Genomic DNA, 15748 nt, shown 5'->3' on the forward strand with positions numbered 1-15748 from the left:
CATTTCATGCCCTCTCCCAGGGGTCGATACGGTCGACTCATGGACGGGAACTTTGCGACGGCGGAGGAACTCGCGGCTGCCCTGCGCGCCGGTGAGGTGACCTCGGCGGAACTGACCGACGAGGCGATCGCCCGTATCGAGCGGGACGACCGGGCGATCAACGCGATCTGTGTGCCGGACTTCGACCGCGCGCGGGCCGCCGCGCGCGGTGCCGACCGGGCGCGCGCCCGCGGCGAGGACCGGCCACTTCTCGGCATACCGGTGACGGTCAAGGAGTCCTACAACATCGCGGGGCTGCCCACGACTTGGGGCATGGCGCCGCACCGGGACTTCGTGCCGGCCGAGGACGCGGTGCAGGTGTCACGGCTCAAGGCCGCCGGCGCGGTGGTGCTCGGCAAGACCAATGTGCCGGTGGGACTGCAGGATGTGCAGAGCTTCAACGAGATCTACGGCACCACCAACAACCCGTGGGATCACGGCCGTACGTCGGGTGGCTCCTCCGGCGGATCGGCGGCCGCCCTGGCGGCCGGGTTCGGCGCGCTGTCCATCGGATCCGACATCGCCGGTTCGTTGCGCACCCCCGCACACTTCTGCGGTGTCTACGCCCACAAGCCGTCGCTGGGGCTGGCGGCGATCCGCGGTATGGTCCCGCCGCACGCGCCGGCGCTGCCGGTCGACTCCGACCTCGCCGTCGTCGGTCCCATGGCGCGCACGGCCCGCGACCTCGCGCTGCTGCTCGACGTCATGGCCGGACCGGACCCGCTGACGCTCGGTGTGGCGCACGACGTGGCGCTGCCGCCCGCGCGGCACGAGCGGCTGGGCGACTTCCGGGTCCTGGTCCTCGACGATCATCCGCTCATTCCGACCGGGTCCGCCGTGCGGGCGGGCGTGAGCCGGGTGGCCGACGCGCTTGCCGACGGCGGCGCCCGCGTCGAGCGGCGCAGCCCGCTTCTGCCCGATCTGACCGAAGCCGCGACGCTCTACACGCAGTTGCATTTCTCGGGTGCCGTCGCGCGCTTTCCCCCGGAGGCGTACGAGCGGCTGCGGGCCCGCGCCGCCCGACTGGGCGCGGATGACCGGAGTCTCGACGCCGCGCGGCTGCGCGCCATGGTGTTCAGCCACCGCGACTGGCTGGAAGCGAACAGCCGCCGCGAGCTCCACCGCCACGGCTGGCGGCGGCTCTTCGCCGAGTTCGACGCCGTGGTGTGTCCCATCACGCCCACTCCCGCGTTCCCGCACGACCACGACCCCGATGCGATGGGACGCCGGCTCGACATCGACGGCGTCGCGTACCCGTACTTCGACCAGCTCGTCTGGGCCGGTGTGGCCACCATGCCCGGTCTGCCCGCCACCGCCGTACCGGCGGGCCGGTCCCCCGAGGGTCTGCCGGTGGGAGTGCAGCTCATCGGCCCGATGTTCGAGGACCGTACCCCGCTGCGGCTGGCCGAACTGCTTGAGCAGAGGATCGGCGGCTTCCAGGCACCGAAGTAGGGCGTACTGCGCCTCGGCCCGGCCACAAGCACCCGGAAGGGGCCCGCTTCCGCCTATGACACCGCTCGGGCAACCGCCACCGCCGCCGCGTCCGCGATCAGTTTGTTGTCGTAATCGGCTTCCTTCGTCCCGCGGTTGGACAGGATCGCCACGACGATGGGCGCGGCGTCGGGGGGCCACACCACGGCGATGTCGTTGCGGATGCCGTAGACACCGCCCGCGCCGGTCTTGTCGCCGACCGTCCAGCCCTTGGGGACTCCGGCCCGGATGAGTTCGCCTCCGGTGGTGTTGGTCCGCAGCCACCGCGTCAGCTGGGCACGTTCGGCCGTGCCGAGGCGGTCGCCGAGGACGAACGCGCGCAGGTCCTTGGCCAGCGCGCGGGGCGTGGTGGTGTCCCGCACGGTGCCGGGGGCCCACTGGTTCAGGTCCGGCTCGCGGCGCTCGACGCGGGTCACCGTATCGCCCGTCTCCCTCAGGGCACGCTCCAGGCCCTTCGGTCCGCCGAGCGCGTCGAACAGCAGGTTCCCGGCCGTGTTGTCGCTGTAGCGCACGGCGGCGTCGCACAGCTCGCCCAGCGTCATTCCGGTGTCGACGTGCTTCTCGGTGACGGGCGAGTTGGCCACCAGATCGTCCTTGGAGTAGGTGATCAGCTTGGTCATGCCGTCGAGGGAGTACTTCCGCAGGACGGCCCCGGCGGCGAGCGCCTTGAACGTGGAGGCGTAGGCGAACCGTTCCCCGTCGCGCCAGGCCACCTCACGCCCGTCGCCGGTGTTCACCGCGTACACCCCGAGCCGCGCCCCGTACTTGCGCTCCAGCTCCTTGAAATCGGCCACGGGCGGCTTCGTGTCCGTATGCGGCCGTGTCGTCGCGGCGGGCGGCGCGGGTGACGACGCCTGGCCACCGGCCTGCGCGCAGGCCATCAGCGGAAGAGCGGCGAGCAGGGCGAGCCCGCCCAGTGCGGCACGTCGTGCGCGTGCGTACGGCATGGTCCAACCTCCGGGTGCGCGGGGGAAATCCGTGCGTATCAGGGATGAGGAGCACATGCCCCGATCTTGCCCGGGGAACCCGGCCTCCCGTCGAAGCAACCGGCCCCCTCCTTGCGCGCCGAGGCGCAGCCGGTGGCGCGGGCGATCAGTCCACGTCGATCACCACCGAGTGCCGGCCACTGGCCCCGTCCGGGATCGTGGGGGTGCGCCGGTCGGTCTGCACCTGGCCGCTGCGGTCGGTGGCGCGGACGGTCAGGGTGTGCTCGCCCGCGGTGGCCTTCCAGGGCAGGGACCACTGGCGCCAGGTGTCAGCCGTGTCCTCGGCGGCGAGGTCGGCCGGCACCCAGGGCCCCTCGTCCACCCGTACCTCGACCCGGTCGACACCGCGGTGCTGGGCCCACGCGACCCCGGCGATCATCACCGTTCCGGCTTTCGGCCGGGCGGACGGCTTCGGGGTGTCGATACGGGACTCGGTCTTGACGGGCGCCTTCCTCGCCCAGGACCGTTTGACCCAGTACGCGTCGTAGGCGTCGAACGTGGTCAGCTCGATGTCCCGGACCCATTTGCACGCCGATACGTATCCGTACAGCCCGGGGACCACCATGCGGACGGGGAAGCCGTGGGCGAAGGGGAGGGGCTCGCCGTTCATGCCGATCGCCAGCAGCGCGTCGCGGCCGTCCATGACGTCCTCGACCGGGGTGCCGATCGTCATCCCGTCCACCGAGCGGGCCACCAGCTGATCCGCCGGCCCGCCCCGCGACGGTGGCCGCACTCCCGCTTCCTTGAGCAGGTCGGCCAGGCGTACCCCGATCCAGCGCGCGTTGCCCACATAGGGACCCCCCACTTCGTTGGAGACACACGTCAACGTGATGTCGCGCTCGATGAGTTCACGGCCCAGGAGGTCCTCGAAGGTGAGCGTGACGGGGCGGCTGACGCCCTTTCCGTGGATCTTCATCCGCCAGGTGGTGGCGTTCACCTTCGGTACGACCAGGGCGGTGTCAACCCGGTAGAAGTCACTGTTGGGGGTGATGAAGGGGCTGAGGCCAGGCGTGTGCAGCATGGCCCCGGGCGGAAGGGGCCGGGCGGACGAGGCGACGGCGGGCAGCTTCACCTTGCCGCGAGAAGCGACCGCTCCCCGGCCGTTGGCGTTGTTCAGTGTCCTTCCCAGCAGGCCGGTGCCCGCCGAGGCGACGGCGGCCGCGGTGGCCGCCACGACAAACCCGCGGCGGTCCCAGTCCTGAGGACCTCCCGAGGCTTCCCCCTCCGCCGCACCGGTCGCGGTCCCCGCCCCTGGGGTGAGGCGGCCGATCAGCAGGTACAGCAATCCTGCCCCGGCCGCAGCGCCGACCATCGACGGCATCGCGTCAGCGCTGCCCACCGAGTCGGGACGACTGCTCGCAGCAAGCGCTCCCACCAGCCCGAACAGCAGCACCCCGGCGGCACCGGTACGGCGGAAGCGCAGCGCCAGCACGCCGAGCACCAGGGCGAGCAGAGCCAGCACACCCAGAATCCCCAGCTGTAGGACGAGCTTGTCGTGGGTACCGAAGTGGCGGATCGCCCAGTCCTTCACGGCGGGAGGCGTGCTGTCGATGGCCGCACCGCCCACCGCGATCACCGGACCGGATTCGGGCCGAACCGTGGCGGAGACCAACTCCGCCACGGCCAGCGCCGCGAACCCGGCGAGCAGTCCGGACAGGGCTGCGAGCGGAAGGCGGATCCCGCTGCTCAGAGGTTTCATCACGGCCCCATCGACGTCGGACGGTTTCTTCTCGGACCACGCTCCGCCCGCTGAGCACCCTTCCCGGCGAGGCTCGACTCCCGTTCACTGAGTTGGCGCCGTCTACGAGGCCCGCCGACGGGACAGCCGTCCGGCGGTCTCCGCACCCTTGACCACTCGTAGCGCCCTGTAGTCATCCGATTGCGCGCCGTGGGGGTGCATGCCACGCTGATCCGGGGCGCGTCACCGCGACCGGAACCGTCGACGGCACCCGCCACCAGGACGCACGCCTCCTGCTGCCCGGCGGCACCCACCGCGTCGAGCGCGGCACCCGGCTCGTCTTCGCCCCCGGCGACCCCGTCCCCGGCAGCGACGCGGGCGGCGCGGGCATGTCCACGCCCCTCGCCCACGCCCGCCAGGAACGCCCGCTGTACGCCACGTACGGGCTGATCGTCGCCACCTTCCTCGGCACCATGGGCCTGCCGCACGTGGTCGTCCGCTTCTACACCAGCCCGCACGGCGTCGCCGCCCGCCGCACCACGGTCGTCGTCCTCGGCCTGATCGGCGCCTTCTATCTGCTGCCGCCCGTCTACGGAGCCTTCGGCAGGCTGTACGCGCCCGAACTCGCCCTCACCGGACAGGCCGACGCCGCCGTGCTCGTCCTGCCGCACCTGGTCATCGGCGGAGTCGGCGGCAACCTGCTCGGCGCACTCCTCGCGGGCGGCGCCTTCGCGGCGTTCCTGTCCACCGCGTCCGGGCTGACCCTGGCGGTCGCGGGCGTCCTCACCCAGGACGTGCTGCCGACCCGGGGCGTCCGGCACTTCCGCCTCGCCACCCTGCTCGCGGTCGCGGTACCGCTGGCGGCCAGCGCCCTGGTGGGCGGACTCCCGGTCGCCGACGCGGTGGGCCTGGCGTTCGCGGTCTCCGCGTCCTCGTTCTGCCCGCTGCTGGTGCTCGGCATCTGGTGGCGCGGGCTCACCCCGCCGGGCGCGGTCGCGGGGATGGTGGCGGGCGGCGGCTCGGCACTGCTCGCGGTCACCGCCACCATGGCCGGACTCCCGGGCGGCGGACCGCTGCACGCGCTGCTCGCCTGGCCCGCCCTGTGGTCGGTGCCGCTCGGCTTCCTCACGATGATCCTGGTGTCCCTGGCGACGCCCGCCCGGATCCCGGCGGGCACGGCCGCGATACTGGCCCGCTTCCATCTGCCGGAAGCGCTGTACGCGGGGCAGCGCGGCGGACCCGCCCACCCCGCCGCACCCCGTCGGGCCCAGGCGTGAACGGGTTCCTGGCCGGGATGTTCGCGGCGGCCCTCCCCCTGGTCGCGGCCGGTTTCTGGGCCGGGCGGCGCACCGCGCGCCCACAGGGGCTCGGCGATCTGGGCACGCCCGTGGAGCACGCCACCTTCCAGACCCTGCACACCGCGTCGGTGGCCGCGCCCCCGCTGCGGGCCGGGCTCACCCCCGACACCGCGCGGCGCGCCGCCCGGGGTCTGCGCACCCTGCTCGGCACCGACGCGCTCTGCCTGACCGACGGGTCCTCGGTGCTGACCTGGGACGGGGCGGGGGAGCACCACAGCACGGAGATCCTGGAGCGGCTCGGCCGCATCCGCGAGACCGGCCGGGGCGAGGCGTTCCGCATCCACTGCGACGACGACGGCTGCGCCCTGCACTGGGCGGTGGTGGCCCCGCTCACCGTCGACGACCGGGTGCACGGCGCCCTGGTCGCCTGCGCGCCGCGCGAGTCGGCGGTGCTCGTCCGGGCGGCGGGCGAGGTGGCCCGCTGGGTCTCGGTCCAGCTGGAGCTCGCCGACCTCGACCGGTCCCGCACCCGGCTGATCGAGGCCGAGATCAAGGCGCTGCGGGCGCAGATCTCCCCGCACTTCGTCTTCAACTCGCTGGCCGTGATCGCCTCGTTCGTACGGACGGACCCGGACCGGGCCCGCGAACTGCTCCTGGAGTTCGCGGACTTCACCCGCTACTCCTTCCGCAGGCACGGCGACTTCACCACCCTGGCCGACGAACTGCACGCCATCGACCAGTACCTGGCCCTGGTCCGCGCCCGCTTCGGGGAGCGGCTCTCGGTGACCCTCCAGATAGCCCCCGAGGTGCTGCCGGTGGCCCTGCCCTTCCTGTGCCTCCAGCCGCTCGTCGAGAACGCCGTCAAGCACGGTCTGGAGGGCAAGACCGACAAGAGCCACATCAGCATCACGGCCCAGGACGCCGGGTCCGAGGCGCTGGTGGTCATCGAGGACAACGGCGTCGGCATGGAGCCCGACCGGCTGCGCCGCCTCCTCGCGGGCGAGGCCGGCCCGTCCGCGGGCATCGGCCTGTCCAACGTGGACGACCGGCTGCGCCAGGTCTACGGGGACGGGCACGGCCTGGTCATCGAGACGGCGGTGGGCGCCGGAATGAAGATCACGGTCCGGCTGCCCAAATATCAGCCGGGCGTCCACTCGGCGCCGGACAGCCCTACCCCTCGTACTCGGTGAGGTCGATCGAGTGCACCGCGAGCTGGTGGCCGTACCGGGGGTCGGTCGTGACCTTCTCGGGGACCATGCCCAGCTTGCTGATCACGTTGTGGGACGCCGTGTCGCCCACGCGCGTGATGGCGATGACCCGGTCGAGGCCGCGGTCCTGGAGGGCGAACTCAAGGGACGCCTGCGCGGCCTCCGAGGCGTACCCCTGCCCCCAGAACTGCCGCCCCAGACGCCAGCTGATCTCCACGGCCGGCAGCACCTCGGGCAGATAGGTGGGCACGGAGAGCCCGGTGACCCCGGCCAGCTCGCCCGAGCCGAGGAGTTCGACGGCGAAGAGCCCGAAGCCCTCCTCGTCCCACTCCTCCTCCCAGCGCTCGATGTCCTCGGCGGTCTGCTCCAGATCGAGGACCGAGCCGTCCCCGGTCCAGCGCATGACGTCCGGATCGGCGTTGATGTCGGCCAGGGCGGGCAGGTCGTCCTCGTCCCAGCGGCGCAGGAGCAGACGGGGGGTGTGGATCTCGGTCATGCGCCCATCCTGTCGAATACGGGGCCGAACCGGTAATCAGCGGTCCCGGCGCGGGCAGACTCCGGCCGTGGACGGACCGCGGGACCAACCGGCCGGAGGTGCGCTGCGCGGGCGCGTGGCCGTGGTGGCCGGGGCCACCCGCGGCGCCGGACGCGGTATCGCCGCCGCCCTGGGCGAGGCGGGCGCGACCGTGGTGTGCACCGGCCGCAGCAGCCGTACGCATCCGCTCCCGTCCGACTACGACCGCCCCGAGACCGTCGAGGAGACCGCCGAGCTGGTCACCCGGCTCGGCGGCACCGGCATCGCGGCCGTCACCGACCACCTCGACCCCGCGCAGGTGCAGGCACTGGCCGAGCGGATCGCCGAGGAGCACGGCGTCCTCGACATCCTGGTCAACGACATCTGGGGCGCCGAAGTGCTCAAGGGCGGCCCCGCCGACTGGAACACCCCGATGTGGGAGCACGACCTCGACGACGGGCTGCGCATCCTGCGCCTGGCCGTCGACACGCATCTGATCACCTCCCACCGTCTGCTGCCGCTGCTCACCGCCCGGCCGGGCGGTCTGCTGGTCGAGGTGACCGACGGCACCGCCGCCTACAACGCGGCGCACTACCGGATCTCCGTCTTCTACGACCTGGCCAAGGCCGCCGTGAACCGGCTGGCGTTCTCGCAGGGGCACGAACTCGCCCCGTACGGCGGCACGGCCGTCTCGCTCACCCCCGGCTGGCTGCGCTCGGAGATGATGCTGGACGCCTTCGGCGTCACCGAGGAGAACTGGCGCGAGGCGGCCGCCCCGCCGGACTTCGCCCTCTCGGAGTCGCCGCGGTACGTGGGGCGCGCGGTCGCCGCGCTGGCGGCCGACGGCGGACGGGCACGCTGGAACCAGCAGTCGCTCAGCTCCGGCGAGCTCGCCCGCGTCTACGGCTTCACCGACACGGACGGCTCCCGCCCCGACATCTGGCGGTTCATGGCGGACCGCGAGCGGGGGAGGGAGCCGGACCCCGGCGCGTACCGGTGACGGGTGCGGCGCACAGCCAGGTGTGGAACTTCCGGATGCACCAGGTCTTCACCAGCTGGGTGAGCGCGCAATAGACGTACGCGGACACAGGGGCGTACGGAAAAGTGGGCGCGGTGCGGAGCGGCCGCGTGCCGCGGTGGGAGCCGGCGGCGCCCGCCGGGACTACCGGGCGGTAATCGGTGTCGCACAACGCCTGTTCTCCTGAAGCCCACTGTGCTTCCATGCCACAGCGGGGACGGGGCCGCCGAGCGGCAGGGGGAGCGTGGGTATGGACCGGCGGGGCTTTCTCAGAGGAGCGGCCGTACTTCCGGCCGCCGGACTCCTGGCGTACACGGGCGCCGCGCCCGCCGCGGCCCGCACCCTGGGCACCGGCGACTGGATGGCGGGCCTCGGCGGCTCGACCGACCTGCGGCAGCTGACGATCCCCGGCACCCACGACACCGGCGCCCGCTTCGGCGGTCTGTGGGTGAAGTGCCAGAGCGCGCTCGTCGCCGCCCAGCTGAACGCCGGCATCCGCTTCCTGGACGTACGCTGCCGGGCCACCGGCGACGCCTTCGCCATCCACCACGCCGCCTTCTACCAGAACCTGATGTTCGGCGATGTACTGATCGCCTGCCGGGACTTCCTCGCCGCCCACCCGGGCGAGACCGTGCTGATGCGCGTCAAGCAGGAGTACTCGACGGTCAGCGACGCGGAGTTCCGCCGGATCTTCGACATCTACCTCGACCAGAAGGGCTGGCGGCCGCTGTTCCGCCTCGACTCCGTGCTGCCCGCGCTCGGCGAGGCCCGGGGCAGGGTGGTGCTGCTCGCCGACAACGGCGGCCTGCCCGGCGTCCGCTACGGCGACCCGGCGCTCTTCGACATCCAGGACGACTACAACGCCGAGCCCTTCGGCAAGTACCCCAAGATCGAGGCCCAGTTCCGCAAGGCCGCCGACCAGCCCGGCAAGCTCTACATCAACTATGTGAGCACGGCGGCCGGGCTGCCGCCCGAGTGGAACGCCGCCCGGCTCAACCCGCAGGTGCGCACCTTCCTGAACGGTTCGGCGCCGGCCGGCCGCACCGGGCTCGGCATCGTCCCCATGGACTTCCCGGACGCGACCTCGGGGCTCATCGACGCCGTACTGCGGCACAACCCCGCCCCCGCCGCCTCCCGGGCGCGGCCGAACGGGTGACTGTGGGCCGACCGCACCACGAGGGGCCCACTGGGCGGGACTCCGTGATGCGGAGGAAAAACCCCCGAAGTTAAGCTGACGCAGTGGCTGGACGCGACCGACGGGAGATCGGGCCGGGCGAGAGGCTGGCCCTCAACCGCATGGGCAGCTTCGACTGGGACCTGGAGCACAACACCCTTGCGTTCGATGACGCCGGTCTCGCCGTCTTCGACCTGACGCCCGACGAATACGACGGGAACCCCGACTCGCTGGTCTCCCGGGTGCCCCCCGAGGAGGGCGTGCGGGTCAACGCCGTGATCGACGAGGCCATGCAGACCGGCCGCTCCTCCTACGGCGCCTACTTCCAGCTCAGACGGCGCAACGGGCACCGGCAGTGGACCCATGTGCGCGGACGGATCCTGCGGGACGACCGGGGCGGCGCGTACCGCGTGCTCGGGATCGTCCGCAACGCCTCCACCGAGCTCACCGAGTTCACCTCGATCAGCCCGATGGAGGCGGGCCGGCGACGCATCACCGGCATCGTCCAGGGCACCACGGCGGCCCTCTCCAAGGCGGTCACCGTCGACGACGTCGCCGCGGTCCTCACCGGCACCGACGGCAGGGAGCGGTTCGGCGCCGACGGGCTCGTCCTCGGACTGGTCGAGGGCGGCGCGCTCAAGGTCATCGCGCTGGCCGGCGACTCGATGGAGGCGCTCGACGAGCTGAAGCTGCACCGTCTGGACGACTCGCTGCCGCTCGCCGAGGCCGTGCTGACCGGCCAGCCCCGGTTCGTCACCTCGCTGGGCGAGCTCGGCCACACCTTCCCCCGGCTCGCCCCGTACATCCAGAGCATGGAACTGGACGCGGCGGCCTTCCTGCCGCTGATCGCCCAGGCCCGCCCGGTCGGCGGCCTCGCGCTGTTCTTCCGGGGGCGCAGCGACTTCTCGGCCGAGGACCGCAACCTCTGTCTGGGGCTTGCGGGCATCGTCGCCCAGTCGCTCCAGCGGGCCATCCTCTTCGACCAGGAGCGCGAGTTCGCCACCGGCCTCCAGGCGTCGATGCTGCCCCGGCACGTGCCCGAGGTCACCGGCGCCGAGATCGCCGTGCGCTACCACGCGGCCTGGGGCGGCCGGGAGGTCGGCGGCGACTGGTACGACGTGATCGCGCTGCCCCGGGGGCGGGTCGGGGTGGTGGTCGGCGACGTCCAGGGCCACGACACCCACGCCGCCGCGATCATGGGCCAGCTGAGGATCGCGATCCGCGCCTACGCGGGCGAGGGCCACCCGCCCGCGACGGTGCTCGCCCGTGCCTCCCGCTTCCTCGCCGAGCTCGACACCGAGCGCTTCGCGACCTGTACGTACGCGCAGGTGGACCTGGTCTCCGGCGGGGTCCGGGCGGTCCGCGCGGGCCATCTGGGGCCGTTCATCCGGCACACCGACGGCCGGGTGGGCCGCCCCAATCTGCGCGGCGGACTCCCGCTCGGGCTCGCCAGCGAGTTCGACGACGAGGACTTCCCCGAGACCCGGCTCGACCTGGTGCCCGGCGAGACGATGGTGATGTGCACCGACGGGCTCGTGGAGGAGCCCGGCCTGGACATCGCGGCCGGGATGGACGCCCTGGAGGCGGCCGTCCGGACCGGACCCGAGGGGGCCGACGCGCTCGCGGACCACCTCTCCGCCAGCCTGTGGGAGCGCTGGGGCACCGGCGACGACGTGGCCCTGCTGGTGCTGCGCCGCGCCCCCGACCCGGGCACCCCGCAGGCCCCCCGTATCCACCAGTACATCCACCAGGCCGACCCCGAGGGCTTGGCCGAGTCCAGGGTGGCCCTGCGCCGGGCCCTGGAGGACTGGGGCTTCGGGGAGCTCGTCGACGACGTGGAGCTGGCCGCGGGCGAGCTGCTCGGCAATGTCCTGCTGCACACCGAGGGCGGCGCCGTCCTCACCCTGGAGGTGCTGCCCGAGCCGGTGCGGCGGGGGGGGGCCCTCCCTCAGCAGCCTGTTCCGGCCGCGGCCTCGAAGGCGCCCCGCCCTTCTTCTCCGACCACCGCACCGGTGCCCACGGCCCGGCTCCAGGCCCGACCCCCACGGCGGGCCCGGCAGGGCCAGTTCGGGGCCGCTGCGTAGTCGACGACGTAAGAAAGGGGAGGTACACGTGGGTTTCGCGGAGAAGCGCGGAAGCTACTGGCGCGGTCGCTACAAGACCGAGCCCGGCAAGCACCTCACGGTCGTTGACGACCAGGGCAAGGCCATCAGGTTCGCCACCAAAGGCGAGGCCCAGCGCGCCGCCAGCGAAGCCGAGAACAAGTACCGGCGCGGTGACTGGCGCGACCCGGCCCTCGGTCAGGAGACCTTCGGCGAGTACGCGAGCCGCTGGTACGCCGCCCAGGACCTGGCCGCGTCGACCATGCAGAACTACAGGCGCCACATCGAGGAGCACCTGCTCCCCGACTTCGGGGACAAGGCGCTCATCGGCATCCTGCGCACGGACGTCGAGCTGTGGGAGAAGAAAGAGCGGGCCGTGTACGCGGCCTCCAGCGTCAAGACCTGGCGCTCGACGCTCCACCTGATCTTCGAGGACGCGATCGACGAGGGCCTGCTCACGTCCAACCCGGCAGCCAGGCGGCGGGGGCGCGGCAAGCGTGCGGGCCGCTCCCGCGACCGAGGCCCGGAGAAAGTCGTCACGGACGCGCTCGGCATCCTGCTGGCCGCCGAACGGGCCGCCCTGCTGTCCGGCCGTGACGACGAGTTCGTCGCCGTGGTCCTCAAGGCATACACCGGCATGCGCTGGGGCGAAATCGCTGGTCTGGAAACGGAGTTCGTCCGCTCCTCCTCGGCCCGCGTCGAGTGGCAGCTGTACGAGCTCGACACCGGCGAGATGGTGCGCTGCCCGCCTAAGGACGACAGCTACCGCACCATCGACTCGACGGACTGGCTGTCGGCCCTGGTCTTCAACCACATCGCCCGTACGAAGCCGACGCCCTGCCCCTGCCACGGCAAGACGTACGTCTTCCGAGGGCAGGGCGCGGCGCGCACCGGCGGCCACCAGGGCGCGAAGCTCGTCGATGTCGCACGCCGCGCCGGAGTCTCCACTGGCACGGTCTCCAACGTCCTCAACCACCCCGACCGCGTACGCGAGGACACCCGCGTCCGCGTCGAGCAGGCGATCGCCGACCTCGGGTTCGTACGGGGCGGCGTCGTGTCGGAACACGCGGCCCACTGGCGCCGAAACGGCTTCGCCACCTGGCTGTTCACCCCGGCAGTCTCCGGCTGGTACCCGAAGAAGGCGCCGCAGGAGGCCCGTCCGGTGCCGATCCTGGGCGAGCCGTGGCCCGGCATCCCGGCCCGGGGCCGCGGCGCCACGGAACGGGCCGACGCCTGCTGGCTCCCGATCGCCAAGGGCCTCACACCCCACGGCTTGCGCCACACGCACCGGACGATGATGGAGGACCTCGGCACCGAGAAGGTCCTCATGGACCAACGCATGGGCCACATCGACGGTTCGGTCTCCGCGCGCTACGCCCACGTCACCCCCGGCATGCGCAAGCGCCTCATGCTTGGCCTGACCGAGCAGTGGGAGACGGCGCTCGACGCCCGCGTGGCGATGAGCCCTCGCTCGCCGGTAAGGGTCCTCGACGCGCTATTGCTGGCGCGCCGTGAAGCGGCGAGGTAGTCAGCGATGGCGGTGCGTGCGATGGGGTGAGAGGGCCTCCGCTGGAACACGATCGAGGCCCTCGTCGCGCGCGGGTTGCCACCTGCACCTCGACGGGACGGGGAAGTCGATCGTTGCTTGAACGGACGAGATCACGCGCCCCCGCGTCGAAAGCAGCGTGAAGGGCAGGGAGGCTTGGTGCGGCTAGCCTCTTGAGGTTGCGTATCGGACATCAGGTCAGGCGGCGGAGGGACGCGGGTCACCGTGGAAGACCTGGCTGGTGTGCCACGAGCGGTGGGCCGCCGCGATGGGCCGAGTGCCGGGTTGAGGGCCTATGAGCGGACAGCCCGCGAGTGCTGTGACATGCTCGCGGGCAGCCTGGCTGCGGCCGATGAAGCGCTGCGAGACCAAGATGCGGTGGCCGTCGCCTATGCCCAGGACGCCCTTGTCGAAGAGCTTGTGGTGCAGCGAGCACAGGCACAGGCCGTTGTCGACGTCGTCCGGGCCGTTGAACGCCCACCAGCGCACGTGCGCGGCCTCCAGCCCGACGGGCGCTGTGCCGATCATGCCGTCGTAGCCGCAGAAGGCGCACTGGTACTCGTACGCGGTCAGCACGATCTCCCGCATCCGCCGGTCCCGCTGCCGCCTCCCGGGCACTGTCAGAGCGTCGGCCTCGGCCAGTTCCATTTCCAGGCCGATCGCGTCGCACAGGTCCTGGTGCAGTGACGCCGGGAAGTGAAGGACCAGCAGCACCCGTGCCATGCGGCCCAGCAGCGAAGGTTCCCGCTGGAGCGCCGCCTGAAGGTCCGGGGCGAGCCTCCCAGTGGCCCCGCTGGCGCGTAGTTCCCGCACCCCGGTGCCTGGGCTGCCGGCGCCGTTCCTGGTCCGCACTTCCCATACCCCGTCGCTGACCAGGTGATGGAACGGATAAGCGGGTGTGGTTCCCCGCGACGGACCGTACTCCGCCAGCAGTTGCTTCAGATCCGCCTCCACCGCGCTGTACGGCAACTCGTCCGCGGCATCCGCCTGAAAACGGCCCAGCGCGTACAGCAGCAGCAACGGCTTGTGCGGCGCCCGCACCCCGTCCCGGCTCCATTGCCTCAGCTCTGCGGCTTGCTTCAGCCAATCCATGACGGTGATCGTAGTGATGCCTCTCGGCACATTGTGCTGCCCGACTTGCAAGTCCTCATGCGCCCGCGACGGGCTCACCGGCTTGGCCCATGCGTCGGCCGGCCCGCCATTCGAGGGCCTGGGGTTCCTCGGTGAACTCGATCAGATGCTGTCCGGCGAACTGTTGCAGCGCGTTGCGCACCTCTGCCGGGGTGGCATAGAAGAACTCCTTCCGGCTGTTGACCTGGTTGACTCGCTGCGAGGCGAAGCGCCGATGGAGCTCCGCCTCCAGGCCGACCGCGTCCTTGCTGAAGATCAGAGCGTGGACATCGAAGCGGAAGGGTACGGCCGCGCCACTCAACTCGTAGACCCGCTCCAGAGGTTCGAGTCGACGTGTCATACCGATCTTCACCATGCGATCGCCGAAGGCGCCGATGTTCGAGATGACGTACACATAGCCGGCGCGGACGTTCGCGGCGCGGGACTCGACGTCCCGCAGGGCGTTCTCGATCTCGGCCAGTTTGGCCTCCATCTCGGCCACACCCGCCTCGTCGCCGCGCTCGCGCAGGCGTTCAAGTGCCGCCTGGTAGTGGCCTTGTTCCTTGTTCAGTTTCTCGCGCTGCCGGTCGAGTTCCCGCTGGACCGCCGCCTCCTCACGCTCCCGGGCGCGCACCTCGCGCTGCGCCTCCTTCTCCTCTTCCTTCTTCTGCAGGAAGTCGGCGGTGAGTTCCAACTCCCGCACGCGCGCGTTGTGGTACTCGTCGGTGATCCGGATATGCATGGTGGCGCCCAGCCGGGCGATCGTCTCGCGGCTCTTGAAGAGCCGGTCCACCAGGGAGCCCAGCCGGTGCGGCCGCATCGAACGCACGGCGTAGTCGGCTTCGGCGTTGTATGCGCGCAGCATCAGCTTGGAGAAGTCCCGGACCATCTTCTGGCCCTCGCGCTTGGAGCCGTTGACCGTCCAGTCCGTGGCCGCTTTTACGGCGCGGCCCGCCCGGGCCAGCGCTTTGATCTCGTTCTGCAACGTGTCGAGCCGACTGCGGTAGGCGATCGCGTCGTGCAGCGCATGCCGGTAGGCGTAGACTCCGGCCTCCTGCAACATGGCGGTCTCGTCGGCATTGACGATCCGGGTCTGCAACTCGGCGAGCCGCCGCTCGGCTTCGACGACGTCCTTACGGTGACGGTCGGCCTCCTTGCGTACCCGCTCGGTCTCCTTGGCCGTCCGGCGCGCGTCGTCGAGGATCTCCTTCGCCGTCTCGCGTGCGTCCTTGAGGATCCCCTCGACCTCCTCGGCGACTTCGACGGACGCTTTCTCCCGCAGCGCGGCGGCCTCCGCCTCGACCTGTCGTACGAGGCCCGAGACCCGCGCGGCATCCAGCCCCTGTGTCCTTGCGATCCATGCCCGCAGTTCTTCGGCCTCGGACACGCCATCCGCGCGACGGCGCCCGAACAATCCGCCCTTCCGCGGCGGCGGCACCGCAGAGCCTGCGGCAGAACCGTTGGCGAGGACGTCGGTGGCGGAGTCGGGCTCGGGCACCCACAGTTGCCATCCCGCAGGCAATGGGGGCCATGAGGGGTCGGGCCGCCAATCCGACGGCGGTATCCATCCCGCAGGTGGCACAG

At 71.8% G+C, this 15748-nt stretch carries 11 protein-coding genes and 1 pseudogene; 7 read left to right on the forward strand and 5 right to left on the reverse strand.

Annotated elements, in window-relative coordinates; translation table 11 throughout:
* Positions 1–39: 39 nt before the first annotated feature.
* Positions 40–1491 carry an amidase gene (locus A8W25_RS17475; RefSeq protein WP_067162525.1) on the forward strand — a complete coding sequence of 484 codons (1452 nt, stop codon included), beginning with the start codon at positions 40–42 and terminating at the stop codon, positions 1489–1491.
* A 53-nt stretch (positions 1492–1544) separates the two neighbouring features.
* Here A8W25_RS17475 and bla read toward each other — a convergent pair whose 3' ends face one another.
* Together bla and A8W25_RS17485 are read right to left on the reverse strand one after the other, a co-directional pair.
* Positions 1545–2477 (reverse strand): class A beta-lactamase, encoded by a 933-nt coding sequence (gene bla, locus A8W25_RS17480; RefSeq protein WP_067162527.1) that lies wholly within the window; start codon positions 2475–2477, stop codon positions 1545–1547.
* A gap of 145 nt (positions 2478–2622) precedes the next feature.
* Positions 2623–4215, reverse strand: a complete 1593-nt coding sequence (locus A8W25_RS17485) for a molybdopterin-dependent oxidoreductase (RefSeq protein ID WP_067162529.1) — start codon at positions 4213–4215, stop codon at positions 2623–2625.
* 212 nt (positions 4216–4427) lie between these two features.
* Between A8W25_RS17485 and A8W25_RS17490 the strand changes: the two are divergent.
* Both A8W25_RS17490 and A8W25_RS17495 read left to right on the forward strand, forming a co-directional pair.
* A pseudogene (locus A8W25_RS17490) lies at positions 4428–5471 on the forward strand (sodium:solute symporter family transporter); the annotation flags it as partial.
* Positions 5468–6682, forward strand: coding sequence for a sensor histidine kinase (locus A8W25_RS17495; RefSeq protein WP_067162531.1), 1215 nt, complete (start codon positions 5468–5470; stop codon positions 6680–6682). The pseudogene A8W25_RS17490 and the gene A8W25_RS17495, both read left to right, overlap by 4 nt.
* Here A8W25_RS17495 and A8W25_RS17500 read toward each other — a convergent pair.
* Positions 6663–7196 (reverse strand): GNAT family N-acetyltransferase, encoded by a 534-nt coding sequence (locus A8W25_RS17500; RefSeq protein ID WP_067162533.1) that lies wholly within the window; start codon positions 7194–7196, stop codon positions 6663–6665. The genes A8W25_RS17495 and A8W25_RS17500 overlap by 20 nt on opposite strands.
* Positions 7197–7263: 67 nt before the next feature.
* On the opposite strand from A8W25_RS17500, the gene A8W25_RS17505 reads away from it, so the two are divergent.
* The 4 genes from A8W25_RS17505 to A8W25_RS17520 all read left to right on the forward strand — a co-directional run bounded on the left by A8W25_RS17505 (position 7264) and on the right by A8W25_RS17520 (position 13036).
* Positions 7264–8214 carry an SDR family oxidoreductase gene (locus A8W25_RS17505; RefSeq protein WP_067162535.1) on the forward strand — a complete coding sequence of 317 codons (951 nt, stop codon included), beginning with the start codon at positions 7264–7266 and terminating at the stop codon, positions 8212–8214.
* A gap of 268 nt (positions 8215–8482) precedes the next feature.
* Entirely contained in the window at positions 8483–9388 is a 906-nt protein-coding gene (locus A8W25_RS17510; protein WP_067162537.1) for a phosphatidylinositol-specific phospholipase C, read from the forward strand.
* 140 nt (positions 9389–9528) lie between these two features.
* Positions 9529–11490 (forward strand): SpoIIE family protein phosphatase, encoded by a 1962-nt coding sequence (locus A8W25_RS17515; RefSeq protein ID WP_079126271.1) that lies wholly within the window; start codon positions 9529–9531, stop codon positions 11488–11490.
* A gap of 28 nt (positions 11491–11518) precedes the next feature.
* Complete coding sequence (locus A8W25_RS17520) at positions 11519–13036, forward strand: LacI family DNA-binding transcriptional regulator (protein WP_067162539.1); 1518 nt, start codon at positions 11519–11521, stop codon at positions 13034–13036.
* 216 nt (positions 13037–13252) lie between these two features.
* Here the strand turns inward: A8W25_RS17520 and A8W25_RS17525 are convergent, their stop codons facing one another.
* Positions 13253–14146, reverse strand: coding sequence for a phosphorothioated DNA-binding restriction endonuclease (locus A8W25_RS17525; protein WP_067164173.1), 894 nt, complete (start codon positions 14144–14146; stop codon positions 13253–13255).
* A 55-nt stretch (positions 14147–14201) separates the two neighbouring features.
* Positions 14202–15662 (reverse strand): DUF4041 domain-containing protein, encoded by a 1461-nt coding sequence (locus tag A8W25_RS17530; protein ID WP_234386484.1) that lies wholly within the window; start codon positions 15660–15662, stop codon positions 14202–14204.
* Positions 15663–15748 lie beyond the last annotated feature (86 nt).

Origin of the sequence: Streptomyces sp. ERV7 (genome assembly GCF_001653515.1) — a bacterium.
Taxonomy (GTDB): Bacteria; Actinomycetota; Actinomycetes; order Streptomycetales; family Streptomycetaceae; genus Streptomyces.

What these genes read in the sequence shown, in the direction of transcription:
- A8W25_RS17525 (WP_067164173.1), bottom strand. Translation starts at nt 14,146, where the DNA reads ATGGATTGGCTGAAGCAAGCCGCAGAGCTGAGGCAATGGAGCCGGGAC.
- A8W25_RS17485 (WP_067162529.1), bottom strand. Translation starts at nt 4,215, where the DNA reads ATGAAACCTCTGAGCAGCGGGATCCGCCTTCCGCTCGCAGCCCTGTCC.
- bla (WP_067162527.1), bottom strand. Translation starts at nt 2,477, where the DNA reads ATGCCGTACGCACGCGCACGACGTGCCGCACTGGGCGGGCTCGCCCTG.
- A8W25_RS17515 (WP_079126271.1), top strand. Translation starts at nt 9,529, where the DNA reads ATGGGCAGCTTCGACTGGGACCTGGAGCACAACACCCTTGCGTTCGAT.
- A8W25_RS17475 (WP_067162525.1), top strand. Translation starts at nt 40, where the DNA reads ATGGACGGGAACTTTGCGACGGCGGAGGAACTCGCGGCTGCCCTGCGC.
- A8W25_RS17510 (WP_067162537.1), top strand. Translation starts at nt 8,483, where the DNA reads ATGGACCGGCGGGGCTTTCTCAGAGGAGCGGCCGTACTTCCGGCCGCC.
- A8W25_RS17500 (WP_067162533.1), bottom strand. Translation starts at nt 7,196, where the DNA reads ATGACCGAGATCCACACCCCCCGTCTGCTCCTGCGCCGCTGGGACGAG.